Below are 26,792 nucleotides of genomic sequence, written 5' to 3'. Positions count from 1 at the left end.
CCGATGACGGGTGTTTTTGGAGAACACCCGCTTGCCGGACAGGGATGACCGATGACGGATGGCCGATGACAGGTGTTTGTCTATGCTTGAATAGGGTTGACTGGACACCATCCCAAACAAGATCTATGTAAATCAGTTATATCCGTACTATCAGTGTTCCAATAATATATGTCGAAGGAAAACAAGCCTTTCAAGCAAACTTTTATATAACTGGTTTGGGCCTCTATAAGCCGGGACCGAAGGGCCGAACGGTAGAGGGTCTCTTGTCTTGCGTCTTAAATCTCTTGTCTTCCCAAAAAACCATTAAATAATAATATTTCAAAAAGCCCTCAAAAGCCTGTAACTTTAAGGTTCTTTAAAGATGACCGGATGAAAATCCTCTATCGCCTATACTATTTTGTCAGAAAACTCTTGTTCCCAGGTGGGTTTGTGTTGCTTTTTGCAACGGCAATACATGGACAAAGTTTGTGCGAAAGTGCTTCGCCTGGTGGATTTGAATTTGACGGGCCATCTTCTGGCTGTGGACCATTAACAATTAAAGTAAAAAATACTTCCGGTCTCAATAATGTTCAATACCACTTCTATTACAATGGAGAATCGCTTGATGAAGTATTGAATTCTGGCCTCCTTACTTCCTCCACAACAAACCTTTATTTTGCAGAAGACGAAAACACCACCTACACCATTCTTCAGTACGGCAAAGACAATAACGGAGATGACTTTTATTCGTGTAAGAATGTGACGGTGAGGGCGAATAATAAGCCAGTGTTTAGTTACACCTCATGCAATGGAAACAGAATAAATGTCACCATTCCGCTTTTGCCTCAAAATAATTTTGATTCGTATCAGATAGATTGGGGAGATGGAACTCTTGACTTTGGCAGCAGTTTACCATTAGAGAAGTCACATTCATTTAATGACCAACAATCAGAGAGACCAATTACTGTAAAAGGTCTATTTTCAGACAATTCTGTCAATTGTGCTACTGAGGTTGTAGTGAATGTAGAGATGACCGAAGGTGGAAACTATCCGAACATCGACTCTCTTTATTTAATTGAAGATGAGCAAAAGATTGAACTAGTTTTCGACGGCTTGGATACTGATCACAGGATTTTTAGGCGAGTACCACCTAACTCCTATAATAATAATCAGGCGGAGACAACTATTGTCCCCGGAATTTCGTCACTTCAGTATCAAAATGTTGATACCCAAATGTGTTTTGCTACCTTCCGAAATTCCGGAGGTTGCTTTGAAAGTTCCGGAGAGGTTTGTACGACTCCTTTAAAGTTTATGGAAATCACAAGAGATGCTGCAGTTTTAAACTGGGTCTTGCATCCGACAGGCCTGAACACACTATTTGGATCCAATGGTGAAACTCAAAATGTAACGTACAACCTTATCAAGGAAGAAGATGGGGTTGTTTCGAAAATTGAAAACATCTTACCACCCTTCTCAGACGACATAGAATGCACTAAAAACTACTGTTATCAAATAGAGACAATTGTCTCAGGGATACCGAAGTTTGGAGCTTCAATTGGATATTCGAGTGTCAGTATCTCGAACAAAATCTGCACAGACTTAGATGAAATCAAACCTCCGGCAATAACTGATCTCTACATCACCTATAACGATGATGAATCTAAATCAATTTATTTCAATGATAATAGCGTTTGGCCCATAGAAAGAGAGAAATATATGCTGGTAAAAAGTGGAGAAAGTATTGCCTTGGATAGTATTTCTACCGACAAAAACATTTTCAATGTTGTAAATGATGAAAATTGTTTTTCTGTTTTTTTTCGAGACCAATGTCATAATTTGAGTGAAAATAGCCCGGAGGTTTGTATTGTTGAGCTCTCGGCAAATGCTGAAGCCTTGAATTGGACTAGCAATAACCCTTTTGCTAAAGAAGAAGTTGTAGGTTATTCCCTCTTTAGCCAAAATGAACAAACGTTAAGTTTCGAACTTATAAACTCGTTCCCTGCAGAGAAATTTGAACATTCTCCCAATCTGGAAATGTTCGAGAATTCCGCCAGATATAAATTGAAGGTCATAAGTCAATCGGGACTTGAAAGTTTTTCAAATCAGGTCTTAATCCCAATATCGACCAACCTTTACTTCCCTACTGCCTTTAGTCCAAATGGAGATCAAATAAATGACACTTTTGAAATCAAGGGTAACCTCAGTTCACTGTCGAGTTTCGAACTTTTCATTTATGATCGACTGGCTCATGAGGTTTTTCGAAGCACTGATCCTAAAGAGATCTGGGACGGAACGCTCAATGGAAGCCCCCTACCCAGTGGCACCTATCTGTATGCCCTAAAAGCCACTAATAAACAAAACGAAGAAATCCACAAACATGGTTATATGGTCCTACTACGCTAAAAAAGGCCTGGCTTTCCTCGGAGTGTTACTGGGTTTGAGTGCCGTCGTTTTCGGTCAGCATCAAAAGAACCTGAAACCAGCTGTTTATTTGGGACTTGAAGCCGGAGTGTCCTCAGCGGGTACAACTCCTTTCTGGTTAAGAGCAAATGATTACGATCAATACCCTGATGCTCCTCATTTCTTACAAGGCTATCTGAATGTACAGCAAGACTATGACAGCCTTTTTCAGAAAAAATCGACATTAAAACCCTTCTCGATGGGCTATGGTGCACAACTCATTGTACAGCAATCCAATAAAACACGATTGATCGTTCCGGAAGCCTTTGTCAAACTGCGGCATAAACATTGGGAATTGTATGGCGGAAGAAGGAAAGAAATATTTGGATTAACTGACACCACCCATACCTCCGGCTCTTATATCTGGTCCGGTAATGCCTTGCCGATGCCTAAAATTCAGATCCATACGCCAAAATATATTGCACTTGGTAAAAAGGATAGAATCAGTTTTAATGCCGGTATTTCGCACGGGTGGTTTGGCAAAGACTCCATAATACAAGGTCATTGGCTTCATCAAAAATGGCTTTATGGAAGAATTGGGAAGCCAAATTCAAAAGTTCAGGTAACGGCCGGAATAAACCATCAGGTCATGTGGGGCGGGTATTCTGACTTGCTTGAAGACGACAGTCAATATACGGTAACTATAGCTGGGAAATTAGCCCCCTACCCGCTCTACTCCTATCAGTATATCATTTTACCGTTTCTTCAAAAATTCACCCCCCCTGATCCCTCAAAAGTGCCCGGATATGATGGTGGCTTAGCAGTAGGAAATCAACTAGGTTCAGTTGATATTTCTTTTCAATACAAAGGAGAGAATACTGTCTGGTTATTGTATAAACAACAACCTTATGACTTTGCCCGCTCCCTTTATAATTTAAATAATATCGAGGATGGCCTTCATGGTATTAGCATAAGCCTGCCGAATGGTAAATTCTTACAAAATATTACCGCAGAGTTTTTTTACAGTAAAAGCCAGGGCCGGTATCGTTTTGGAAAATACCAGGAAAGCAATTACGGTGAGATTGATAATTACTTTTTCCACGGTCAATACCAAAGTTGGTCATACCAAAATCAAATACTGGGAACGCCCTTTATTCTTTTTGAAGGACAAAATCAAAGGCGATTCAATAATCGTTTAAAGTATTATTACCTTTCTCTCCAAGGAAAACTCAAGCCTAAACTGAGCTACACGCTTAAACAGGTTTATAGCCGGAATTTTGGAACCTATTCCCGCTCCATTCATTTGAGTCAATACAGCGGGAGTCTACAACTGATATACCAAGCCGGATCCAGCCTTATTTCAGGACAATTCATGATGGACCATGGTCGCTTGTATGATCAAAACATCGGTCTATCTTTGTCCTGGCAACGTCAACTGTATTGAAATATAATCTTTTCATATTGCTCCTCATCACCCCGGTGCTGACCTATTGTCAAAACCTACTAAGGAATAACAGCTATCAGGCTGGTCTCTCGACCTACCTCACTTCGGGAAATCAATTGCCTTTTTGGTTACATAGCAATCAATATGGCGAAGTCCCGTTTGAAGGGAATGTTCTTCAGGTCATGGCATCGGCTCATCATGAATATGATAGCACTTATTCAGTTGATCAAAAGTTAAACAAAATGGCTTTGGGGTATGGGCTTAGGGCAAATGGTAATGTTGGGCGTGTAAACGTTTTAAGGTTGACTGAGGCCTATTTAAAAGGGCGTGCGGGGCCTTTTGAGTTCTATGCAGGTCGAAGAAGAGAAATTGTGGGTTTAGTGGATTCGACACTCAGCTCAGGTTCTTATATCTGGTCAGGCAATGCCTTACCGCTTCCCAAGGTTCAATTGAGTATCCCCAATTATACTCCAATTCTAAAAAATAAACTTTTGAACATCAAAGGTACCTATGCCCACGGCTGGTTTGGAAGTGCTGATTCTGTACAAAATTATTATCTGCATCAGAAAACTTTCTATGCCCGTTTGGGCAAACCTCAATGGCGAATGAAGTTTTATGCGGGTTTTAATCATCAGGTGCAGTGGGGAGGTAAACCAACGGTGCCCTTTTATGATACTCCGACTGATCAAACCATCACTTCATTTCCATCGGACCTATCAACTTATATTAACGTAGTTACTGGAATAAGTCTGAACAAAAATCTGGATGCGGGAGAAATAAAGGATGGTATCCCCTATAATGAAGCCTTTAACCGGGCCGGCAATCATTTGGGAACCATCGATATTGCTATGGATTTCAACACCCACTTTGGTACTTTCATGCTTTATCGTCAAAGCATTTATGAGGACGGTTCTCTGTTTTACTTAAACAATATTTCAGATGGTTTGCTGGGGCTTGGCTTTAAGAATTCCAGATTGGGGATTGGTTTGGAATATTTGGATACCCGAAATCAGGGTGGCAATACCGGATCAGGAAATGTCATTCCACAGTTGAGGGGTTTTGACAATTATTTTAACAATGGCTTGTATGAAGATGGTTACACGTATCTAAGCCGCACCCTGGGTACACCTTTTCTTATGCCCTTTAGACAGTTTTCGTCAAACGTTGAGGGCTCAAACATTAATCCCAATTATCTATACTTTAACCGTATAAAAGTCATTTACTCTTCGCTGTCTTATTGGCTTCCAAACCTTCAGGCACATATAAGTTATAGTTTCATCGAAAGCCCGGGCAGATATGGCTCAAAGCAGACTTTGAAAAATCATTCCACTTTCCTTAGCGTACTCTATCAAAAAGATAGCATGAATTATCAACTTTCCGTAGCCTCAGACATTGGTGATTTTTGGAATTCCAGAACAGGGGCACATTTGTCCGTCATTAAAAAGCTTAGCTTTTAGTCTCATCAAGGCTAGAATAAACTGAATTCTCGCTCACATATTCAGGAACCAAGGCCTTAATGTGTCTTACGATTTCCACCTTACTCTTTGTTTCCAGCTCTTTTAACAGCTCCATAAAAGCTCTTTGGAGTTCCTCATGGGGTTCCGGCTTTACCTGGGCAATTAATATCTTGGGATGGTGAGTTGCTTTGGTTTTCTCCAAATCGCCCAGTAGTTCTTCATATAACTTTTCTCCCGGACGAAGTCCGGTGAATTCTATTCGAACATCCTCATCTGGCTCAAAACCCGAGAGTCGAATCATCCGATGAGCCAGATCGACAATACGAACCGGCTCGCCCATTTCAAAGACGTAAATCTCCCCTCCTTTCCCCATGGTACCGGCCTCCAACACCAATTGACAAGCCTCCGGTATCGTCATAAAATAACGAATGATATCAGGATGGGTTACGGTAACAGGACCACCCTTTTCAATTTGTTTCTTAAACAAAGGAATGACAGAACCATTGGATCCCAGTACATTGCCAAACCGTGTCGTCACAAAACGAGTGGTATTTTGATGAGCATTGAGACTTTGTACATATTTCTCTGCCAGCCGCTTGCTGGCCCCCATCACATTCGTCGGGTTTACCGCCTTATCTGTGGATATGAAAACAAATCGGTTGGCCTGATACTTCAGGGCCAGATTAGCCATGTTCATCGTTCCCCTCACATTTACTTTTACGGCATTAAAGGGATCCTCTTCCATTAACGGTACATGCTTATAGGCCGCAGCATGAAATACCACCTGAGGAGTATACAACTGAAACAGCTCCTCCATGCGATGCTCAGAACTCACATCTCGAATGTGAAATGAAGCCTTCAATGAATGATTTTTGGAAGATAATCTGCGAATCTCGGTTTCCAGATCATAGAGAGCAGACTCCGCCTGATCGACCAAAATCAATTCCTCAGGATCAAATCTTAAAATCTGACGTACCAGTTCAGAGCCTATGGAACCTGCCGCACCGGTCACCATGATTTTTTTTCCATTCAGGTATTCATTGACCAGGCGATTATTCAGACTGATAGGCTCTCTCTCCAAAAGATCTTCAATTTTAATCTCATGGATCTGACTGGCCTTTAATTCTCCATTCATCCATTGTTTGATGGGTGGAAGAATTTTCAAAGGAACTCCGGTCTTTAACAGCGAATCAATGATTTCATTTCTCAATACCGAACTGATGGACTGGATGGCAAAAATAACTTCCAAGTGAGGGAAAAGTCTTTTTTGGCGTTTCAGAAACTCTTCTAGCCCATCTTTCTTACTCAGAATAGTGATCCCTTCAATGGACTTCCCATTCAACTGTGGATTATCATCCAGAAAGTACAAAATCTTATATTTGTACCTTTTATCATTATACAATGAATTTTTGGTAATTCTTCCCAAATCACCTGCACCATAGATAATGACCGGTCTGCTGTCCTTGTGATTTGTAATCAATCGTTCATAGACCGATTTGACCATGAAACGACTCACTGTTAGGGAGAACATGGCAATAAAGAAACCAATCAGCAGGATAGAATAGGGTATTTTGAACAGCGACCAATTCATTTTATGGCCAATAAATGACAAAACAAATAAAGCCAATGAGGAAAACAACAGGGCATTAAAGAGGTTCTTGATATCCTCCAAACTGGTATGTCTGACAATACCGGAATACGACTGAAAGATGAGGAAACCAATCAAACGAAAAAAGACCACTAAGGCCAAATGATATTTGAAAAGTTGCGGATCAACATAGGTAAATTCGAAATTAAACCGGGCCAGAGCAGCCAAGGTAAAAGAGGCCGCCACTATACCCATATCAACGAGTAGTATCAACCATTTCGAAACAAATCTGGAGGTAAACTTGTGGATCATACCAAATAATTAAGGATTCAACTTTAAAATTAACCCTTTCCTTCTACTGATTTTAATCCCTAAAACATTATTTATTCTTTGGTATCCAACGAACTCCCTTTCCTAAACGAGCACGAAGCCTATGCATGACTACCAGCAGCACAAGATGAACCACAAGAACGATCCACAACTGATCACTCAAGACCAGTACTGTATTCAGGAACAACTGAAGTCCGGCATAGAGCACACTCACCCGTAAATGAGAGATTCGCAGTTCGTTGGCCATTAATTGAAAAAAATGAAGCCGATGTGCCTCAAAGATAGCCTCTCCCTTTAACAGTCGGTAGAAAAGCGTATAGCCGGTATCAAGTCCATACAAGGAGAAAAACATCAAATATTTCCAGGATACGGCCTCACCTAGCAGTACGATACCAAAGAATAGTATAGCCGCCAGTGAAATGCTTCCCACATCGCCACCGAATGCCAAGGCTCTTTTCCGAAAGTTAAACCATAAAAAGGTCACTAGAGCAAGCATTAGCAGAGTAAGCAACTGCTGATCAATGAATCTAACTTTTTGATTCATATAGGATAAAGAAACCGCCCCAACCAGACCATAAAGTCCGGTAATTCCATTGATACCATCCATAAAGTTAAATGCATTCAAAAATCCAACTCCTAAAAAGAACAAAGTGAAAAGCAGGAGCAAATTGCTCTCTAAATCTATTTGATAGAGCATCAATCCTGTTCCTATTAATTGAACCAAGAATCTCGCCTTTCCAGACAATGTGAAAAGATCATCCAGAAAACTAATACTCGCCAGAGTAAAAATGGCCATCAAAAAAAAAGGGTATTGAAATTGGGTAGCACAAGCATAATATAGAACTGCTAGCGGAAAGAGAACTCCTATTCCTCTCACCGTTACCTGCTTGTGAGAGCTGCGGTTATTCGGGACATCATGTATGTGAAGTTTTCGGGCAAATACAATATATAAATATCCCAGACCTGAGAAGGCCAGAAAGAGTGCTGCCATCAAATAATTATTCATTAACGAAACTCCGAATGGTTTTTCTAAGGCCTTCTGAAGCCTCAAAATTAGGTGGATTTCCCAGGACTGACCTAAGCTTCTCATTAGAAACTTTATAATCATCTGTTAGTTTGTATAATCGCTCTGAATTCAAGGGTAAATGAAGCCAATTACCCATTTCGGCCAGTGACCTTATAAGAGGTGCAGGAATCTTCCAAATACGAACAGGCTTGCCCAATTCCTGACTGATTAGTTTAACGAGCTCAATCGTGGAAACATAATTGGTATCTGCCACCTGATACACCCCTTGAGGAATTGTCCGGTTCCGAATCAGTTCAGTGATGACATAGCAAAGATGATCTACACTTAAATAAGACCGCTCATTGTCAAAGGCCCCCAAGGGATAGGGAAGGCCAGATTTCACCCAGCGATATAAGAGATTTAAATTTCCCTTATTGCCCGGGCCATGAATCATACAAGGCCGAAGAATTATGACTCTTTTGCCATTTACTTTACGAGATAAAAGGGCCCTCTCCGCTTCTAATTTAGATTTGCCGTAAACCGTGACCGGGTCGGGTATTGTGTTTTCCAATAGTAATTCTTTCCCAGGAGAATCCGCTACCGCCTTTACCGAACTGAGGAAAATAAAAGTATCTGCCTCAGATCGCAGGAAAGCCTGGAACAACTGTTGAGTAAGTTCCGTATTAACGCGAAAGTAGTCCGCCTCTTTATTAACATTTTTAAGGTCATGGGCCAGGCCAGCCAAATGAACCACCACCGAAGTGTCACCGGGCAGGGAATCAGGAACACCTGATCTCAAAGAAATTTCTTTATGAGAAATAAGTCTCTCATCCAGATAATTTATCAAATTTTTCCCAACAAAACCGCTGGCTCCAGAAATTAATACATCATTCATAAAGGAAAAGCCTCAACCGTTATGACAACGATTGAGGCCTGTAAATTTTAAAACATAGACTAATTGATCTTATTCTTCAAAATTTCATTTTCAGCCTTCAAAGCCTTTACTTCCTTGTTTAATTCAATCATGTAGAGGGTTAGCTCCTCAATCTTTTCCATAAAGATTTTTGAAGTAGCTGATACATCCAAACCACTAGCAGCCATTTCATCGGCCGATGGAACATTCGGAAGATGCTTATTGTCATTAGTAAAGGACTCGACCTCTTCCAAAGACATCAGTTTATAACTTGGGTCAAAGACATAATCGGCCCAGTCAGCAGATGAAGCAAGAGCCACTTTCACCTTTTCTGTTAAAATTCCACCCTTTACCAGAAGATTATAACCGCCACTTGTATTCGCCGAAGCTCTCTTTGCAGGGTCAACATCACCAATGGAGACAAATTTTGCTGAGAAGTCACCGTAGATAAGCGGGGTGGTAGTACTGGAGTTTGCTATGTAAAGTTTACCGTTACCAGTCTCGTTAAATCCTGCGTTTGCTCCTATAAAGATGTTACCATCACCATTGGCATTGCTATATCCTGCATTGTAGCCAATACCAATATTGTTGGATCCCCCAGTATTTGACTGCAATGCATTTGTTCCAATAGCAGTATTTTGAGCTCCAACACTGTTCAAGATTAGCGAATGAGCTCCAACTGCCATATTAAAACTACCGGATGTATTGTTCAGTAATGAATTACTTCCCATGGCAAAGTTGTAGTTTCCAGTGGTATTATTCTGTAGAGACCCATATCCAAAGGCACCATTATGTGAACCACTAGTATTACTATACATTGATAGATATCCGAAACTCGAGTTATTAATACCAGTAGTCGTTGATAAACCGCTCAAATAACCAAACAAAGTTGGGGACCCATTTACAGTGCTTATTAATCCCGAGCGAGCTGCATTGACCTTCAGTGTCAGTGGTGCTGCGTCAGTTGTCCCAATAAAATTCGTTGCTTCAGATGTTCCTGCATTACCTGTTAAAGACCAATTATCGGGATTTGCGGCAGCGATTGAATTAGCTTCGGTCGCAGATAAAGGAGACCATTTATTTCCGTCAAAGAAATAGAAACCCGATTTCTCGTTTGATTGAAAAATCAATAACCCATTTGCTGGATTTTTGATATCATTCCGTTTCTCTAAAGTCATTCTAGGAATAAGCAAACCTTTATCAATAGACTGAATATCTAAGGCCGCGGACTGATCTGGCTGTTTAGTACCTATACCAACATTTTGGGCTTTGGCCTGTATTGTTAAAACCCCTATAATTAGAAGTACAAATACATATTTTGGGTGTAAGTTTTTCATGTGTTTTTAATTAATGCTTTAAAACGAATTGATATTTCCGAAATAAAAATACAACCAATTAGTATCTAAACGTAATAAGTGGTTTAATTTTTATTCAATGGTTGATTGTAAAAAATGCCACAAACGTACCATGAAATAATTATTTAAAAACTAATTAACGATGTTTTCTATTTGCTCATGAAATTATCCTTAATTGAGTCTCAATAGTTCTCAGAACTTTATCACGACTAAACTCTTCCGAAAAATACTTTAAGCTGTTTAAACCTAGCTTAGTTAATTCATCCTTACTCATCCTGACCATATTCAGTGCGGCTTCTGCAAGCTCTTCAGCATTTTCCGCTGATGCCACAAGTCCACAAAAAGCATCCCGTATTATACGTGCACCTTCTCCATCAATCGAGCCTAGTATTGGTTTCGCACATGCCATATATGACTGCAATTTAGAAGGGATCGTTAACTCAAAAATTTTATTCTTTTTTAAGCTAACAATCAATACATCAGCATACGAAAACATACTCGCCATTTCAGTAGTTTGAAATGAGCCAATGAAGTGTACGCTGTCTCCCAGTTTTCTATTATCGACTTCTCTAACTAAAAATTCCTTCATTCTACCATCACCAGCAAAAATCCAGTTTACTTTATTATTTGTTTTCGATTTTACTATTTCTGCCGCTTTAATCAATGTTAGCAAGCCCTGAGCCTCTCCTAAATTACCTGCAAAGAAAAAATTAAATCCGTTCGGAAAGTATTCCTTATGCCGATCCAATGGAGCTGTTACAGAATAGTAATCCTCGCACGTATTAGGAGCGTATGTTACTTTATTTTCATTAATACCCTGTTTTTTTAAATATTCCTTAAATCCCTTGGATTGCAATAATATTTTGTCCGAATGTTTGTAAATCCATTTAGTTAGTTCATTTAAAACACGGATAATCCATGAACTATCTATATTGCTTGCAGCTTTAACACTTTCTGGCCATAGGTCTTGAACCCATAAGGCAATTGGTATTCTCCTTATTTTCTTAATTACTATTGCCGGTATGGCAGAAGTAATGGGCGAAGGTTGAAATACTAAAATGACATCAAATTTTTCGTTTATGCATAAGGCACGCAGACTTCCAAAAATTAAGAATGTAAGATAGTTCAAAGCAAGTAAAAGACCTGAGCCCTTCCCTCTCGAAAAAAGTGGTGCCCTATATACTTTGATGAAATTCCATTCCTCTTTTAACGGATAAAGAAAAGAGTAACCGTCAAAAAACTTACCATAAGGGTAGTTAGGCATGCCAGTAAGAACCGAGATATCGTGCCCCTTCTCCCTTAACCCAATACAGATATCATTTATTCTGAAACTTTCAGGCCAGAAATATTGTGTCACGACTAATATTTTCATAGCTGCATATTATAACTAAAGATAGTGGGCGTAAAATCCTGTATGAGTATCTATCCAACTTTTCATTTCGGTTACCATTTCCTCATAAGAAGGGACTACATAATCAAAATTTTCCCTGGTACAAACTAAGCTTTTATCAACGGCATATTCGCTATTTTCTTTGATAGTGAGACTTTTAACAAATGTATTATTCATCAACACTAACAAATCAAACTTTGATATTTTTGAGCCATTAACCAAGTTATAAATGCCTGACAAATCTTGCTCTATAGCTGCGACTGTGGCCTTCGCAAGTTCAATTGTGGTGATGCCTGTCCAAATTGCCCTTTTGTAACCATTGATAGTTCCTTTTTGCTGCATAAACCAATTGAATAAGCCAATTCCGTTGATATTTAACTCGGGACCAATTATTGATGTTCTAATTGTCAAATCCTTAGAGTTACAAATCTCGCCCAAAGATTTTGTCTGTGCATAAGTTCCAGTACCATCTTTTACAGAATTTTCTGTATAATTCCCTTCTCTGCCTGAAAATACGCAATCTGTACTTATATGTACGACCTTTAATTTCAAGTCCTTTGTCAAGTTTTTTAGAAAATGTGGCAAGTAACTATTAACTAATATTGCCAAATCTTGACTTTCATCAGCCATTTTATTTAGTATTCCTACACAGTTTACAATCACATCAGGCATGATACTATATATGTATTCTCTCAGCTCTTGAAAGTTTGATATATCCATCAATTTTGTAGGATGAATTTCAGAATATGTCCTTGCAATAGAATAGACTTCAAACTTCTCCGACATCTTTCTTAGATGGGTAATTATTACATGACCAGCCATACCATTGGCACCTAACACCAGTATTTTCCTCTTCATTTTACTGTTTTTGCTTTCTCCAAATAACCTGATTAACAATTGGAGTATAACTTTGGATTATTCTAATTACCCTAGTAGAAACATTTTCTACTAAGTAATGAGGTGGAATATCAGCTCCTGAGCACTCCGTATTGATCGCAATTGATAACGCATTTAAAATCTCTGCCCTCTTTATCCCACCTAAGACAACTGTGCCATAGTCTACAGCCTCTGGCCTCTCGGTGCTTGTTCTCAAGCTGATTGCAGTAAAACCCAACATCGCACTTTCTTCACTAATTGTTCCACTATCTGAAAGTACGCAGAGAGCCTCTTTTTGTAATTTTAAGTATTCAAAAAAACCAAAAGGCTCAGAAAGCATAATCAACTTATGTAATTTAATACTTAAGTTGTTAAGCTTTTTTCTCGTTCTCGGGTGAACGCTAAAAATAAGAGGGATTTTATATTCTTCTGCAATTTGATTTAGAGAAGCTAGTAACTCCTCAAAATTATTCCCCAAGTCTATATTTTCTTCCCGATGAATACTGACGATAAAATATTTTTTCCTTTCTAAGCTTAAAGTATTTAGAATACCACTATTCGAGAATGAGTCTCTATTTCGTACAATAACTTCATAAAGTGGGGAACCTGTAACAAAAATGTGGTCATTTTTATAACCTTCAGCTATTAAATACCTACGAGAATGTTCTGTATATGTAAGGTTGATATCACTTATATGATCTGATATTTTTCTATTTATTTCCTCAGGTACGTTCTGATCAAAACACCTATTCCCGGCCTCCATATGGAAAATTGGTATTTTTAATCTTTTAGCGGCAATTGTACACAGTACGCTATTTGTATCACCCAAAACTAAAAGAGCATCTGGCTTTTCTTTTGATAGAATATCAAAAGACTTTGCAATTATATTTCCTATTGTTTCCCCTAAAGAGCTTCCAACTGAATTCAAAAAAAAGTTAGGCTCGCGAATACCCAACTGTTGAAAAAAAATATCATTAAGTCGATAATCGTAATTTTGCCCAGTATGCACTAAAATATGAGTAAATGTTTTATCCGCTAATTTAATTATCTCACTTAGTCGTATAATTTCAGGCCTTGTGCCTACTATGGTCATTAATTTCATTCTACTCATCAATCACAGTTTTTAAAATGTCTATCAACTCTTTTTTAGACAACCGTCTGGTATTATGGGAGTTGTAGTCCTCATTAACTAACGAGTCTTTTTCTCCTTCAACAAAGTATTTGTCATAGTTCAAATCTCTGTTATCCGCAAAGACTCGATAATAGTTTCCCAAATCTTCCGCACTTATAAACTCTTCCTTCGAGAGTAATGACTCATATAGCTTTTCAGAATGTCTGGTTCCTATGATATTTATGGGTACATCAGACTTATACATTTCTTTTAAAGCAATCGCCAACTCTTCTATTGTAGATGCAGGTGACTTTTGTACAAAAATATCCCCTGAGTTTCCATTAGTGAAAGCAAAAAGAACTAACTCAACCGCATCCCCTAAAGTCATCATGAAGCGGGTCATGTTCGGGTTTGTTATGGTTATTTGCTTATTACTTTTTATTTGGTCAACAAATAAAGGTATGACAGAACCTCTGGATGCCATCACATTTCCATATCGAGTACCGATAATTTTTGTTTCTCCAGACACTCTGGACTTCGCAATGAGTACCTTTTCCATCATGGCCTTAGATATTCCCATCGCATTAATAGGATACACAGCCTTATCTGTACTTAAGCAAATAACTCTACCTACTTTTCTTGCTATTGCTGCATTCAAAACATTTTCAGTTCCCAATACATTTGTTTTAACAGCTTCTATAGGATAAAATTCACACGAAGGAACCTGCTTTAATGCGGCCGCATGAAATACATAATCTACCCCTTCTAATGCATAATAAATACTATCATAGTCTCTTACATCTCCGATAATAAACTTGACTCTTGAACTTTTTGCAGCAATACGCATATCATGCTGCTTTTTCTCATCTCGACTAAAAATTCTAATTTCTTTAATATCAGTATCAAGAAACCTTTTTAAGACTGCACTACCAAAAGACCCTGTACCTCCGGTGATTAGTAAGGTTTTGTTTTTAAAATCCATATTTAACTTTTAAGGTTATCTAGTAAAAAATCAAAGGTTTTTTTTGAAGTCAATTTCCAGCTATACTCTAAAGACATATTGTATGAAAGATTCGCATACTCAGATCTTAGTTTATCGTTCTCTACCATTTCCTTTAATGCCATTTCTGTATCCTCAACTCTAGTAGGGTTAAAATAAAACCCCGCTTCTTTCAAGAATTCAGGCATCGGAGGAAAGTTTGAACAAGCGATAGGCAAACCTGAGCTCATCGCCTCAATTAGAATATTTGGCATATTCTCACAAGTTGAAGAGAATACAAAAGCATCGCTCATTTTGTAGAAAATATTAATTTGATCTAAACCTACATCTTGTATCCATTCAATTCCTTTCCCCTTTTGATTTGCTCTAGCAATAGCCTTAAGCAACTTACTCCCCTCACTTTGTTGTCCGATTGTCCCCAAAATTAGCAGAGATATAGGGTATCCTTTTTTACGCAAGTTATCTACAGCCTGAACAAGAGTATCTGCATGCTTGTATACCCAAATACTAGACACGTATAATAATTTATAAGGGTTTCCAAAATCATATTCAGAAATAGATCTTTGCGTTTTTGGTTTAGACCTAAAAGTATCTGATATGCCATGATTGATAATTGTAGTATTCAATTTAGATAGGTCTAAAACCTTACCTATCTCTTTTTGAGCATGGTGTGAAAGAAAAATGAGACCTCGTGATTTTCTAAATGCTAACATCTGCACATAGAATAATAAGACCAACTTTAACCTAAAGAATGAAATTCCAAATCTCTTTCTTTCAGCCTTGTCAAAAATTAACATATTTCGAGACATACTAACGAATGGAGTAAATTTACCTGTATATGTACCGAAAGGACAAAAGAGCAGATCACAATTGCTTTTTATTGCATTGTCTCTTAGGAATATCTGCCAAATAAGCCTTCTGAGATATCCACCATTTAACCAAACTGGGCTTATTTTCACTATAAAATCCCTTTCTGGTAGTTCACGAAGTAAGCTGTCCACACCCCACACTTTTATGAGTTTAAAGTGGTTTTGATCTGGATGAAAGTTGGAAAGTATTTCCTTTAAATGCCTTTTTGCACCTCCTGAGCCGGGAGTCGATGCATCAATGCCTAGTGTCATCTTTTTTTAGATTATCTGTAGAGATCCAGTATTCGAACCAACGAGCAAATGTAATTAACTTTATGAAATAGTAGTCTGACTGTGAATCGTTGCTGTTAAAACTTTTGGTTACTAAATTATTGTAGAATTCAAATAGTTTATAATCGAATAACCTCAGGTAGTCAATATATGTACTAAGTTTGTTCTCCGGTAGTGCACTCGCTAAAAACTTTTTAATTGGCGGAGTAAAACCCATTTTTTTTCTAGTTATAATTTCTGACGGCAATATTGGTTCAACCATTTTTCGCATTAAAATTTTATCTTTCCCAAAGCTAACTTTATGTTTGACGGGTATTTTTTGCGAAAAATCAATGAAGCGGTAATCCAAAAAAGGGCTTCTAACTTCAATTGAATTTGCCATAGAAGTTCGATCCACCTTTACCAAATAGTTGTCAGAAAGTGTATTGCTTCTTAGATCGTAAATTCTTAACGCTTCAGCTAGGTTATTTTCAGCCATTTCAAGGGCTTCACCTAACTTTCCTTTGGAAAAAGTTTTAAATATTTTTGGTTTATAACGATTATTACTAAACAATTCTGAGTAGAATTCATCTTTTTCATTAAGTGACAGTTTTAACAATTCAGCTATTTTATCCAATTTTGGATTTAACCATTTTACAGAATGAATAGTTTTTAGTAAACTTTCTCGCAAAAAAGTGGGTAATTTCATTAGACGGTCTAAGGTATAGCCAACACTGTAGATAGGGTAACCTCCAAAAATTTCATCTCCTCCGTCCCCACTCAGTACAACTGTTACATGCCTTTGTGCCAACCTACATATATTGTATGTTGGATAGGAAGAGTAATCGCTAAATGGCTCATCGAAAATTTGTGGATATATTTCAAGTGCAGTCATGAAATCAGGATTTGTGAAAGTTAAGTGGTGGTGCTTCGTCTTAAAGCTGTCTTTAACAATGTTGATGAAGGGCGTCTCATCATACTTATTTTCATCAAAACCCATTGAAAAAGTATGAAGGTTTGAAAGTTCAGTGAAATGTCGCATTTCTGCCACCACCGTTGAACTGTCTAACCCCCCGCTTAAAAAAGCCCCAACTGGCACATCGCTTCTCATTCTTAACCGTACAGCATCTTTGATGAGTGCCTCCCCCTGTTCAAGTAAAACTTTCTCATTGTACTCTTTTCGAGACTGTTGTATTTCAAAAAACTTATACTTTTTCACAAACTCAGCAGTATCTAAATCAAAGAGTAAGTTCGTGCCCGCTTCTACCTTAAAAACGTTTTTGTATATCGTTTTGGGAGCTGGAATATAGCCCAATGCAAAATACAACTTAACTGACTCATTATCAATATTTTCAAGCTTATTGATCTGCAAATCTTCATGTGTTAAAATACTTTTAAGTTCGGATGCAAAAATGAGTTTTTCCTTTAAATTGAAGTAGTATAAAGGTTTTACACCTAGTCTATCTCTGGAAAAAAAAAGCGTTTGTTTGTTAATATCATAAATACAAAAAGCCCACATCCCATTAAACCTATTAACGCATTTTTCACCCCATTCAGCAAAAGCAGCAAGAATAACTTCCGTGTCAGACTCAGTGTTAAACGTATACCCTAGTGATAATAATTGTTTCTTTAATTCAACGTAGTTATAAATTTCCCCGTTGAACACAATTTTAAATTGACTTTGGTGAGTAGTGTACGTTAGTGGTTGCGAACTGGCGTTACTCAAATCAATAATGGACAACCGATTATGTCCTAAACTGACTTTACTATCCATGTAAAAGTCATTCCCATCCGGTCCCCGGTGGTTTAAGGACGTTATCATCTTTTTTATACCAGACTCACAATTAAAGTTAAAGCCATTAATTCCACACATATCGAATGTCCCTTTTTTTCAATAGTAATATTATTAAATAAGCGTAAACACTCATTTTAACAAATTCAATGGAATCTGATCTTATTATTCTAATCATTAAATAGATTAAGAGCGGAGCAAGAATATTTTTTATGGAACCCTTTTTGCTATGAACAAATGAATTCACGTACGTTACTAAAATTGATAGTATTAGGGCTCCTAATACTCCAAAATTCATATAAAGCTCCGATAAAAATGAAAAGCCAAAACCATTATCATCCCCTGCAGAAACCATATTTTTATTAAAATGTAAAGCCGGATAAAATAGAAAGTTGTCAGTTAACACCCTAAGTCCAGGTACTAAGTTCAGAAATGACGAAAAAAAAGAATATCCAAATTTGAACTCATTAAAATCATTGAAAACAAAATAGTTAATCTGAGATACTATACTAAATTCTAATCCTAGCTGGAAGAGTATATTACTCAAAGTTAGTTCATAACCACTCCTACTAAGTCCTATTATGCCGTGAATGAAGAAAATAAAAAAACCAGTAAAAATATACAAGAGTTTGTTTATTCTTGCCAGTTGTAAAACTCTGAAGGCTATTGCGATGAGTAATAAAATTATAAAGTAGCGGTAGCCTACAATCACTTTAGTTAATAATATAAATACCAAATTCACAAAAAACCACCAAAATAGCTTGGAGCCCTTTAGCCTTTGTGCGGTCAATACAAAGCCAATAATCCAGCACAGCGTAAATAAATTAATCAAGATGTTAAAAATTGAATAATCGTATTGATTGACGCCGTAATTACTGGCGTGTGCAAATCCGCCCAGCCTCAAGAAATCAGCAATAAAAAACGAATATGTTCCTAGCATCATTATAAGTACCCTTTTTTGCGAACAAATGAAAACACGACTCGCCTTTGTTGTACTCCTTATAACATTTTTACTACTAGCTAGATGATGGATATACGGAAGAGATGTAACTGCTATGTTAAAAATATATAGAGCGGTAATAATTGGCTTTGGAGAGTACTCAGGTAGAATTGCTACGCCGCCCATCAAAAATTCCTCAGAAAAAATGGCAATGGAATTTACCATTGTAAATAGAGGTACGAACCAAACTTTTAAGTCAAATATATTTTTCAGGTTCGAGAAATAAAATGCCCCATTAATTAATGTACATATATATAATAAGATCAACGATTCAATATTCTTATTGAAGAATAAATGATAAAGAAAGCAGAGAGATAAAACGGTGACATTTATTAACATAGCCTGAGAAGTAGACCTTTCACAATGCTACTAAAAAGTAGAATCATAAAATAAAACAAAAGAGAATTCGCCGTATTAAGCCAGCACAATAAAAGGGTGAGTAATCCATATACAATATAAGGTGATAAAAATTTAAACTTAGAAACCCCTGAAAAGTTAACTATCCTTGTGTTTGCAATATGCAAGATGGAGTAATTTGTTATACCGAAAAGTATACAAATGATCGCTAAATCGTATTTAATTTCAAATACCCGCAAGTTGTACAAGAAAATTATCACTAATAGATACAAAATGGATCCAATTCCTAGGATGATATAATATGACTTTTCCAAATCAATAGAAACAATTCTATTTTTTGTCTTTAATAAAAGAATTGATATTGCCTCCATCAAGAGTCCTAAAGGAAAAATGAAATAGAAGTAAATGGTAAATTCCGCAATGAGTTCGATGCCATCCGCAATTTTTAGAAAAAATTTGGGAAATTGTGTGACAAATGAATCTATAATCGCGACTACACCAACTACATTTACAATGTTTGACCTAATATTGACAAGTCTTAATTTTGTTTTTTGGGATTCTAATAAAAAATAAATAATAAATACATTTGAAATAAGTAAAAAGCTGAATATGTCGTTTTCAAGTAATAAAAACTTCGTTAAAAAAAATAATATTAGGTACAACGAGAGCCTGAGAAGGCTAAATAAAATAAGCTTTTTGTAATCTTTCGCGATGAAAAAAGGGATAAGTAGCAGTTCAACCAAGATGTCCGTAATCCTCCACGTTATAACACCAATTTTAATATCCGTTACAACAAATAAGATAAGGGTTAAGATCGAACCAATTATTATCGTTAATAATATTTTTTCCGATAAAAAATGGTTAAAGTTTCTTTTTTGTGAGGCAACCATAAGTGCCTCTTGCTTCAAATTTCCAATTAGATATACACTCGCAGGTATAAACAATGCCAGAGTATAGGAAATTTCTCCAGCATATTCTTTTGATATAAAGAAGTAAGGAAAAACTACAACAGCTAGAGGGAATAATTTAATAATTACCTCATTTGATATAAAATACAACTCATTAATTTTTTTGAGCTTCAACACACCATCCTTGATTATTTAGATAATAAGTTTTCGTAAACCCTCTTTCACTTTAACCGTTGGGCTATACTTCAGGTATGTGTTTGCCTTATCAATCGCAGCAAGGCTATCTTTAATATCTCCATCTCTAGCTTGTCGGTAGACCGGGTCGATTTTTGTTCCACTTATGCTATTAATATTTTCCCACAACTGGTTCAAGGATACTCTCTCACCGCAAGCAACATTATATACTTGATTCACGGCACCCTCATTTTCAACAAGCATTGCTTTAATATTTGCTTGTACAACATTCTCTACAAAAGTAAAGTCTCTTGTTTGTTCTCCATCCCCATTGATATAAGCAGGTTTTCCTTCCTTTACAGCTTTAATAAATAGAGGAATAACGGCTGCATAAGCACCATTAGGGCTTTGCCTTGGGCCAAATACATTAAAGTACCGCAAACCTATGGTTTCTAGGTGGTAGGTTTTGGCAAATACATCTGCATAGAGTTCGTTTATATATTTTGTCACAGCGTATGGTGAAAGAGGTTTGCCAATTCTTTCTTCTACTTTGGGCAATTCTTTACTATCTCCATACGTAGAAGAAGAAGCCGCATAAATAAAGCGTTTTACTTTATGGTCACGTACAGCGACCAACATATTTAAAAAACCATTAATGTTTACTTCATTGGTTGTAATTGGATCTGCGATAGAACGGGGCACAGAACCCAATGCTGCTTGGTGTAGTACATAATCCATTCCTATGCAAGCGTTTTGACAGGTCTGCAGGTCCCGAATATCGCCTTCTTGCAACTCTACATTTGGTAGAGAAACAAACTCCTCTATGTTTGACCGATACCCATTGGAGAAATTATCAAGTATCCTAACTTTCCTGACATTATACTTCACCAGATACTCCACCAAATTAGAACCTATAAACCCTCCTCCGCCTGTAACAAGAATGTTCAGCTTACTCAAGTCAATGTTCCCATGATACTTATTCTCGTACATCATGTTATAATCTCTTATCTATAAGTGATACAGGTAATACACCCTTCACATCAAAAATTATTCCTTTATAAGACTCAAATTGTTTGATAAAATCGGTTGAAAAGAAATCGGCATGGCCAACCGCTAACACTATTCCTTGGTATTGGGAGGTATCAGGTGAATCTATTAAGTCAAGCTGATATTCGTGCTTGACTTCTGACTTATCAGCCCATGGATCATATATATCTACCCGACAGTCAAAGTCGGCAAGCTCTTCAATAATATCTATAACCCTTGAGTTCCTTATATCAGGACAATTCTCCTTGAAAGTAATACCTAAAACCAACACTCTAGCCTGATTTACAGCTACACCACTTTTTATAAGAAGCTTCACTGTTTCAGATGCTACGTGCTTACCCATATTGTCATTTATTCTTCTACCAGAGAGAATTACTTGGGGATGATATCCTAAGGACTCTGCTTTGTAAGTAAGATAATAGGGATCTACCCCAATACAATGTCCGCCTACTAGTCCGGGTTTAAATGGAAGAAAGTTCCACTTTGTACCAGCTGCTTCTAATACAGAACTCGTGTCAACATTCATTTGATTAAAGATCAAAGAAAGTTCGTTTACGAAAGCAATATTAATGTCCCTTTGGCAGTTTTCTATCACTTTCGCTGCCTCTGCGACTTTTATTGAAGCCGCCTTGTAAGTTCCTGCTGTAATAATGGAGGAATATAAATTATCAACAAAATCAGCCACTTCAGGAGTAGAGCCAGAGGTAACTTTTCTGATTTTTGTCACAGTATGAACCTTATCTCCCGGGTTGATACGCTCTGGCGAGTAGCCGCAAAAGAAATGCTGATTAAAGGTTAGGCCACTTACTTTTTCCAACACAGGAACACAATCTTCTTCCGTACAGCCTGGATAAACCGTGCTTTCGTAGATCACGATGTCTCCTGTCTTCAACACTTTGCCCACTGTTTCGCTCGCCGAAATAAGAGGCACTAAATCCGGTTTTTTGAATTGGTCGATGGGTGTAGGTACGGTGATGATGTAAACCCTCACCCCGTCCCTAATCCCGTAAGGAAAGGTGTTTAACTCATTCGTAAAAGTTAAATGCTTTGCAGATTGGATGTCTTTGGCGGATGTCTCTTTAGTTCGATCAAAGCCATTTTTAAGCTCTTTGATACGATCTTTATTAATATCAAAACCCATCGTTGGGTATTTCTTCCCAAACTCTACTGCTAACGGGAGACCAACATACCCTAACCCAACCACCACAATCTGACTCTGATTTAATTTAAAATTGCCTGGTAATTTTTCTTCCATAAAATTGCAATAACAGTAGAAATTAATACTCCGATAAACGTTGTTGAAATTAGAATAACTGCTTTATTGGGTTCTGATTTTTTGTTTGGAACAACAGGCGGCTCCAATACCTGAAAAACAGGTGTAGCTTGCTGCAACTTGATTTTCGCCTCCTCATATTTCTTTAACAATTCGTTGTAAACATTGGAAGACAACTTGTATTCAGACTCTAATCTTTCTCTTTGAACATCAGCTGCTTTCAGGCGAATTGAAGGAGCTGAAAACTGATCAGCATAAGAGGCTTTACGAGTTTGGTCATTGTAAAATTCACCTCTAGCAGCCGCAACCTTTCCGCCCAAGAAGTCTACCTCCTGCTTATTTTTTTCAGTTCTATATTCTGAAACATATTGTGTTAAGTAGGTCATGGCATATTTAGCCACTTCCGCTGCCACAACAGGATCTGGCATTTTAACCCTAAAACCTATTACACCACTTTTCTTGTCTATTGAACCTTTTATTCGCTCTCTTAAATCTTGTAGCCTATCCTCCGTCAATCGATTCATCACTATCACACCTTTAGGCTTTCCAGTAAACGTTTTTAACTTTTCATCCTCTAATTCCTTTCCTTCTTCAATGGTTAAATGATAAAAGTCCTCAAATTGTAAGGTGTCTCCACTTTTAGAAAGCACATTTTGCTTCATCAGTTCGAGAAAAAAGGGCGTGCTATTAATCAGGTCTGGATATAAATCCGGCCGGATTGCATCCGTATTATTTTTTAATCCTAATTCAAAGCCACCAATGCCTACCAAGTTCGCCAGACCTCCTAATGAAGAGCCTGCACCTCCGCTAACTTCTGGTAAAATCTTCCCTTCAGAAACAAACTCTTCACGAGCCGTAAAAGCATACAAGGCACCCCCAATCACAAAAAGGGTTGTAATGGATAAGATCAACCACTTTTCCTTCCAAAGAACTTTTAGCAGTGCCTTAAAGTTTATGGTAATGACATCTTCTTCTCTTTCTCTATCCATTATCTCCATTATAATATGCGAACAATGGTGACCATAATGGTGGCAATAGAAACCATTGCTGAACTCACAGCTATCCGCTCGGCCGCTGTCCAACGGTATTTCGTTCTTGTAGGAACCACAATTTCCATCCCTCTGGCTGTTTCTGGACGATCTTTAATCCCCAGGAAACTACGTGTCCGATCCGTCAATCCGTTAGCATAGCGTACGTAGGCTTTTCGTACGTATGCCGAATCTGTATAACCACCCGCCTGAGCAATGTAATCTTTAAATTCAAAAGCGGGATCATAAGCCACAATGGTTGGATTTAACACCTGGCCTTTCACGAAAACGTAATCCATCTTTTTAGGAATGAAAAGACTATCTCCTTCCTGCAAGACCAGATTACCGATCTTATTAGCCGAACTTAAAACATTTTTTAAGTCTAAAGCTACTAGTTTTTCCTCTTTATAAAACTTGGCTCCCTCTACATAGGCCCCTTTCAAAAGTCCACCAGCCCTGGAAACTAAATCCGCAATGGTTTCTCCACGGTTTTGAATGACATATTCTCCCGGATATTTAACCTGTCCAACAATTTTCACAATTTGCTGTTCCTCATAATTCGCAATTTCACGAACATAAACCTGGTCAAATGGGCGAAGGGTCAATTCCATGGAGATCAAATCATCACTGGTATCGAAAGGAATAATCTCCACGTTTTTTGAAGACAGGTCTCCTTCTTTTACTCTTCGGGCAATTTCGATATTTCCCTTCTCGGCTCCATCGGCCAAACCTCCGGCCATAAAGATGAGGTCATTGACACTCATGTTTTCCTGAAACTCGTATTCGCCAGGCTCCACAATGGCTCCTTTGATTTCTACCGACCGAACTTCCCGTAGTTCACTGTAGGATTTGATGATCAAAATGTCTTCTCTCTTTAAAGGTATTTCCCAATCAGTGGAATTCATTAAGTTCAGCGTGATAATCTCGGTATCCAGATGGTCGTTTTCTCGCCGCAGGATAACTCTGGTCTTAAAGGCATCTTCTTTGAGGCCTTCTGCTATCTTTATCAAATCACCAACGGTCTTTAGTTCCTCCTCTAAGGCATAGGTGCCCGGTCTGAATACGGCACCCAGCACTTCCACCTGATTCTCTACCCGATCTAAGACAGCCCCAATAAATATATGATCTCCGTTTTTCAATAAGAAATCATCAAACTGCTCTTCTCCCAACGTCACCAGTTTTTTTTCCTTACCTGTGTATCGGGTGATTTTAACGCTATTGGTATAGGCTTGCTCCGAAAAGTTACCGGCATACTGAATAGCGTCTGCTAAAGATTCTTCAGCTTTAAGCTCATAAATCATGGCTCGTTTAACTTCGCCTTCTAATTCTACTTTACGCTCGGCCACCGGGACAAAAATAACATCTCCGTCTTTTAACAAGAGATTCGTGTATTGACCTGAGTTCAATAATTGATACAAATCCACTTCCTGCACCAATTGATTTTGGCGTAAGACTTTAATGGTCCTGAAAGAGCCGTTGACCGTAGGTCCACCACTCAAATAGAGGGCATTTAAAGGTGTGGAAAAGGCCGATAAGGTATAAGTGCCCGGCTTTTCAATTTCACCCAAAATATTGACCTGTATACTGCGAACATCGCCTAGCGTAACATCCAGACCTAAGGAGTTATTTCTCAAACCGCCAAACAGGAGCTTCAGGCGATCCTTAATTTTGACTTTCGCCTGTTCTATTGTTAAACCGCTGACCTGAAAAGGAGAAAGGCTTTCAAGCTGAATAGTTCCCTCCGGCGATACCTTAACATCATAATGTTGGAAGGCATAACCCGTGATGTCAATCATCAATTCATCATCCGGCCCTAAGGTGTAATTTGGAGGAGTAGGCAGGCGGAGATTAGGCTCAAAGGTCAGGTTTTGATTTCTGAAAATAGAGCGACCATAGATTTCGGTTTTCTTCCCCACCTCGGTTTTGTCATCGACCTGAAGGTCGGTACGCTTGGCCACCTCTCCCAGTTGCTCTCTTTTGCCATCACTGACGGTTTCCTTATTGAGGGTATTTTCTCCTGACTTTAAACGCTCGATACGTTCACGAATCATGGCAATTTCCTGAGCAGAATAGCCGTTCAGCCGTGCGGCAGCTTCAATTTCCTGCTCTGTCAGCCCTCGTTCTTCTGCTTCTTTCAGAAACTGCTCCACCTGAGCATCTGTCACATTTTCAATGTCTACAGGAGACTGGGCCAAAGCCGTAAGAGAAAGCATTATGAACAGGACAAAAAGAAACCTGCTTTGCATCATTGGGGATTTGGGGTTCGTTTTCGCTTGCAATTTTACATAAAATATGCAGGCATTCAAGAGATTCTTTTGCAATTGTTATTATTCGGCGGGGGAGAGGTTAAAAGTTAAAGGGTGAAGGTTTATGGTTAAAGGTCGAATGGTGATTTGTTCGCTATTTAAGTCTGCATAATATGGGCTAATTTTTTGTTTCCTTTTTTTGTTTTGAGTAAACTTACTTCAGAATAGAACAGACACCATGTTCCTTTCTCCGTTTTCCATGTTCCGCCATCAAAAACTTCCGAGTTCCCCAATCACTAAGAACCAGAAACCAAACCAACAATCCGACCCACCGAAGCCTCCAAATGTTCTTCAGAAGTATTGATACTCAAGGCGGGCATCAATGGCTCCTCGTACGGTTGAGAAATTCCGGTAAAATTTTTGATCTCTCCGCGTTGAGCTTTGGCATAGAGGCCTTTGACGTCTCTTTCTATACAAACCGCTAAAGGAGTAGAAACGAATACCTCTTTAAAACTTTCTTGTCCAATCACCGCCTTGGCATTGATACGGTCCTGTCGGAAAGGGGAGATAAAAGCCGTGATGACGATAGCTCCATGATTGACCAAAAGCTTACAGACCTCACTTACCCTTCTGATATTTTCATTTCGGTCTTCTTCTGAAAAGGTGAGGTTTTTGTTTAACCCATGCCGGATATTATCGCCATCCAGTACAATAGCATAACGGCCCAACTGATGCAAGGCCTTTTGTGTAGCTTTCGCCAGTGTAGATTTCCCTGAGCCGCTCAAGCCGGTAAACCAGAGAACACAGCCTTTTTGGCCCAAAAGGTCTTCAAAATCAGGGCGGGAGAGGTAATCTTTTTCCCAAACGATATTTTCCGGTTTTTGCATAACAATTTTCTTTTCTTTCGACAGTATTTCAAAATCAAAAGGCCTGTTTCAGCCTGCGGTCTGATTTCACCGCAATGATAGAGAATCTACCCTTATTCTTATTCAAAGGGATA

The 26,792-nt window shown here is 38.2% G+C and carries 19 protein-coding genes; 3 read left to right on the top strand and 16 right to left on the bottom strand.

Annotated elements, in window-relative coordinates:
• Positions 1-369 precede the first annotated feature (369 nt).
• From AFM12_RS08075 to AFM12_RS08065, 3 genes are read left to right on the top strand one after another with little or no spacing between them, the layout of a single operon-like run.
• Positions 370-2,382, top strand: coding sequence for a T9SS type B sorting domain-containing protein (locus tag AFM12_RS08075; RefSeq protein WP_082391247.1), 2,013 nt, complete (start codon positions 370-372; stop codon positions 2,380-2,382).
• Entirely contained in the window at positions 2,357-3,823 is a 1,467-nt protein-coding gene (locus AFM12_RS08070; protein ID WP_055146403.1) for a capsule assembly Wzi family protein, read from the top strand. Before AFM12_RS08075 ends, AFM12_RS08070 begins: the two co-directional genes overlap by 26 nt.
• A complete protein-coding gene (locus tag AFM12_RS08065) occupies positions 3,820-5,280 on the top strand; it encodes a capsule assembly Wzi family protein (RefSeq protein WP_055146400.1) in 1,461 nt (486 codons plus the stop codon). Before AFM12_RS08070 ends, AFM12_RS08065 begins: the two co-directional genes overlap by 4 nt.
• On the opposite strand, the gene AFM12_RS08060 is transcribed toward AFM12_RS08065, so the two are convergent.
• The 16 genes from AFM12_RS08060 to cysC all read right to left on the bottom strand — a co-directional run bounded on the left by AFM12_RS08060 (position 5,270) and on the right by cysC (position 26,679).
• Positions 5,270-7,141, bottom strand: a complete 1,872-nt coding sequence (locus tag AFM12_RS08060) for a polysaccharide biosynthesis protein (protein ID WP_229308473.1) — start codon at positions 7,139-7,141, stop codon at positions 5,270-5,272. The two genes, AFM12_RS08065 and AFM12_RS08060, sit on opposite strands and share 11 nt — an antisense overlap.
• Positions 7,142-7,247: 106 nt before the next feature.
• Positions 7,248-8,189 (bottom strand): MraY family glycosyltransferase, encoded by a 942-nt coding sequence (locus AFM12_RS08055; protein WP_157687329.1) that lies wholly within the window; start codon positions 8,187-8,189, stop codon positions 7,248-7,250.
• 7 nt (positions 8,190-8,196) lie between these two features.
• A complete protein-coding gene (locus AFM12_RS08050; protein WP_055146391.1) occupies positions 8,197-9,099 on the bottom strand; it encodes an NAD-dependent epimerase/dehydratase family protein in 903 nt (300 codons plus the stop codon).
• Between the two features lie 59 nt (positions 9,100-9,158).
• The gene (locus AFM12_RS08045; protein ID WP_055146388.1) at positions 9,159-10,454 is read right to left on the bottom strand and encodes a phage tail-like protein; all 1,296 of its coding nucleotides are present in this window, start codon (positions 10,452-10,454) and stop codon (positions 9,159-9,161) included.
• Between the two features lie 175 nt (positions 10,455-10,629).
• Positions 10,630-11,844 carry a glycosyltransferase family 4 protein gene (locus AFM12_RS08040; RefSeq protein WP_055146385.1) on the bottom strand — a complete coding sequence of 405 codons (1,215 nt, stop codon included), beginning with the start codon at positions 11,842-11,844 and terminating at the stop codon, positions 10,630-10,632.
• 15 nt (positions 11,845-11,859) lie between these two features.
• A complete protein-coding gene (locus AFM12_RS08035) occupies positions 11,860-12,720 on the bottom strand; it encodes an SDR family oxidoreductase (RefSeq protein ID WP_082391244.1) in 861 nt (286 codons plus the stop codon).
• A gap of 1 nt (position 12,721) precedes the next feature.
• A complete protein-coding gene (gene wecB / locus AFM12_RS08030) occupies positions 12,722-13,849 on the bottom strand; it encodes a non-hydrolyzing UDP-N-acetylglucosamine 2-epimerase (RefSeq protein WP_055146382.1) in 1,128 nt (375 codons plus the stop codon).
• A complete protein-coding gene (locus AFM12_RS08025; protein WP_055146379.1) occupies positions 13,842-14,831 on the bottom strand; it encodes a polysaccharide biosynthesis protein in 990 nt (329 codons plus the stop codon). Before AFM12_RS08025 ends, wecB begins: the two co-directional genes overlap by 8 nt.
• 2 nt (positions 14,832-14,833) lie before the next feature.
• A complete protein-coding gene (locus AFM12_RS08020; RefSeq protein ID WP_055146376.1) occupies positions 14,834-15,970 on the bottom strand; it encodes a glycosyltransferase family 4 protein in 1,137 nt (378 codons plus the stop codon).
• A complete protein-coding gene (asnB, locus tag AFM12_RS08015; RefSeq protein WP_229308491.1) occupies positions 15,954-17,789 on the bottom strand; it encodes an asparagine synthase (glutamine-hydrolyzing) in 1,836 nt (611 codons plus the stop codon). Before asnB ends, AFM12_RS08020 begins: the two co-directional genes overlap by 17 nt.
• A gap of 37 nt (positions 17,790-17,826) precedes the next feature.
• Positions 17,827-18,924 carry a hypothetical protein gene (locus AFM12_RS08010; protein ID WP_374754265.1) on the bottom strand — a complete coding sequence of 366 codons (1,098 nt, stop codon included), beginning with the start codon at positions 18,922-18,924 and terminating at the stop codon, positions 17,827-17,829.
• A 1,292-nt stretch (positions 18,925-20,216) separates the two neighbouring features.
• Positions 20,217-21,188 (bottom strand): SDR family oxidoreductase, encoded by a 972-nt coding sequence (locus tag AFM12_RS08000; RefSeq protein WP_055147830.1) that lies wholly within the window; start codon positions 21,186-21,188, stop codon positions 20,217-20,219.
• 4 nt (positions 21,189-21,192) lie between these two features.
• Entirely contained in the window at positions 21,193-22,500 is a 1,308-nt protein-coding gene (gene tviB / locus AFM12_RS07995; protein WP_055146367.1) for a Vi polysaccharide biosynthesis UDP-N-acetylglucosamine C-6 dehydrogenase TviB, read from the bottom strand.
• A complete protein-coding gene (locus AFM12_RS07990; protein WP_055146364.1) occupies positions 22,467-23,516 on the bottom strand; it encodes a Wzz/FepE/Etk N-terminal domain-containing protein in 1,050 nt (349 codons plus the stop codon). The genes tviB and AFM12_RS07990 overlap by 34 nt, the downstream gene beginning before the upstream one ends.
• Complete coding sequence (locus tag AFM12_RS07985) at positions 23,516-25,795, bottom strand: SLBB domain-containing protein (RefSeq protein WP_055146361.1); 2,280 nt, start codon at positions 25,793-25,795, stop codon at positions 23,516-23,518. The genes AFM12_RS07990 and AFM12_RS07985 overlap by 1 nt, the downstream gene beginning before the upstream one ends.
• Before the next feature lie 293 nt (positions 25,796-26,088).
• Positions 26,089-26,679 carry an adenylyl-sulfate kinase gene (gene cysC / locus AFM12_RS07980; RefSeq protein ID WP_055146358.1) on the bottom strand — a complete coding sequence of 197 codons (591 nt, stop codon included), beginning with the start codon at positions 26,677-26,679 and terminating at the stop codon, positions 26,089-26,091.
• Positions 26,680-26,792: the final 113 nt, after the last annotated feature.

Origin of the sequence: Jiulongibacter sediminis, from assembly GCF_001306455.1 — a bacterium.
In the GTDB taxonomy this organism is placed as follows: Bacteria; Bacteroidota; Bacteroidia; order Cytophagales; family Spirosomataceae; genus Jiulongibacter; species Jiulongibacter sediminis.
Note: the sequence above shows the minus strand (reverse complement) of the source record. Positions and strands in the feature narration are given on the sequence as shown.

What these genes read in the sequence shown, in the direction of transcription:
- AFM12_RS08075 (WP_082391247.1), top strand. Translation starts at nt 370, where the DNA reads ATGAAAATCCTCTATCGCCTATACTATTTTGTCAGAAAACTCTTGTTC.
- AFM12_RS08070 (WP_055146403.1), top strand. Translation starts at nt 2,357, where the DNA reads ATGGTTATATGGTCCTACTACGCTAAAAAAGGCCTGGCTTTCCTCGGA.
- AFM12_RS08055 (WP_157687329.1), bottom strand. Translation starts at nt 8,189, where the DNA reads ATGGCAGCACTCTTTCTGGCCTTCTCAGGTCTGGGATATTTATATATT.
- AFM12_RS08050 (WP_055146391.1), bottom strand. Translation starts at nt 9,099, where the DNA reads ATGAATGATGTATTAATTTCTGGAGCCAGCGGTTTTGTTGGGAAAAAT.
- AFM12_RS08045 (WP_055146388.1), bottom strand. Translation starts at nt 10,454, where the DNA reads ATGAAAAACTTACACCCAAAATATGTATTTGTACTTCTAATTATAGGG.
- AFM12_RS08040 (WP_055146385.1), bottom strand. Translation starts at nt 11,844, where the DNA reads ATGAAAATATTAGTCGTGACACAATATTTCTGGCCTGAAAGTTTCAGA.
- AFM12_RS08035 (WP_082391244.1), bottom strand. Translation starts at nt 12,720, where the DNA reads ATGAAGAGGAAAATACTGGTGTTAGGTGCCAATGGTATGGCTGGTCAT.
- wecB (WP_055146382.1), bottom strand. Translation starts at nt 13,849, where the DNA reads ATGAGTAGAATGAAATTAATGACCATAGTAGGCACAAGGCCTGAAATT.
- AFM12_RS08025 (WP_055146379.1), bottom strand. Translation starts at nt 14,831, where the DNA reads ATGGATTTTAAAAACAAAACCTTACTAATCACCGGAGGTACAGGGTCT.
- AFM12_RS08020 (WP_055146376.1), bottom strand. Translation starts at nt 15,970, where the DNA reads ATGACACTAGGCATTGATGCATCGACTCCCGGCTCAGGAGGTGCAAAA.
- asnB (WP_229308491.1), bottom strand. Translation starts at nt 17,789, where the DNA reads ATGATAACGTCCTTAAACCACCGGGGACCGGATGGGAATGACTTTTAC.
- AFM12_RS08010 (WP_374754265.1), bottom strand. Translation starts at nt 18,924, where the DNA reads ATGGTAAATTCCATTGCCATTTTTTCTGAGGAATTTTTGATGGGCGGC.
- AFM12_RS08000 (WP_055147830.1), bottom strand. Translation starts at nt 21,188, where the DNA reads ATGTACGAGAATAAGTATCATGGGAACATTGACTTGAGTAAGCTGAAC.
- tviB (WP_055146367.1), bottom strand. Translation starts at nt 22,500, where the DNA reads ATGGAAGAAAAATTACCAGGCAATTTTAAATTAAATCAGAGTCAGATT.
- AFM12_RS07990 (WP_055146364.1), bottom strand. Translation starts at nt 23,516, where the DNA reads ATGGAGATAATGGATAGAGAAAGAGAAGAAGATGTCATTACCATAAAC.
- AFM12_RS07985 (WP_055146361.1), bottom strand. Translation starts at nt 25,795, where the DNA reads ATGATGCAAAGCAGGTTTCTTTTTGTCCTGTTCATAATGCTTTCTCTT.
- cysC (WP_055146358.1), bottom strand. Translation starts at nt 26,679, where the DNA reads ATGCAAAAACCGGAAAATATCGTTTGGGAAAAAGATTACCTCTCCCGC.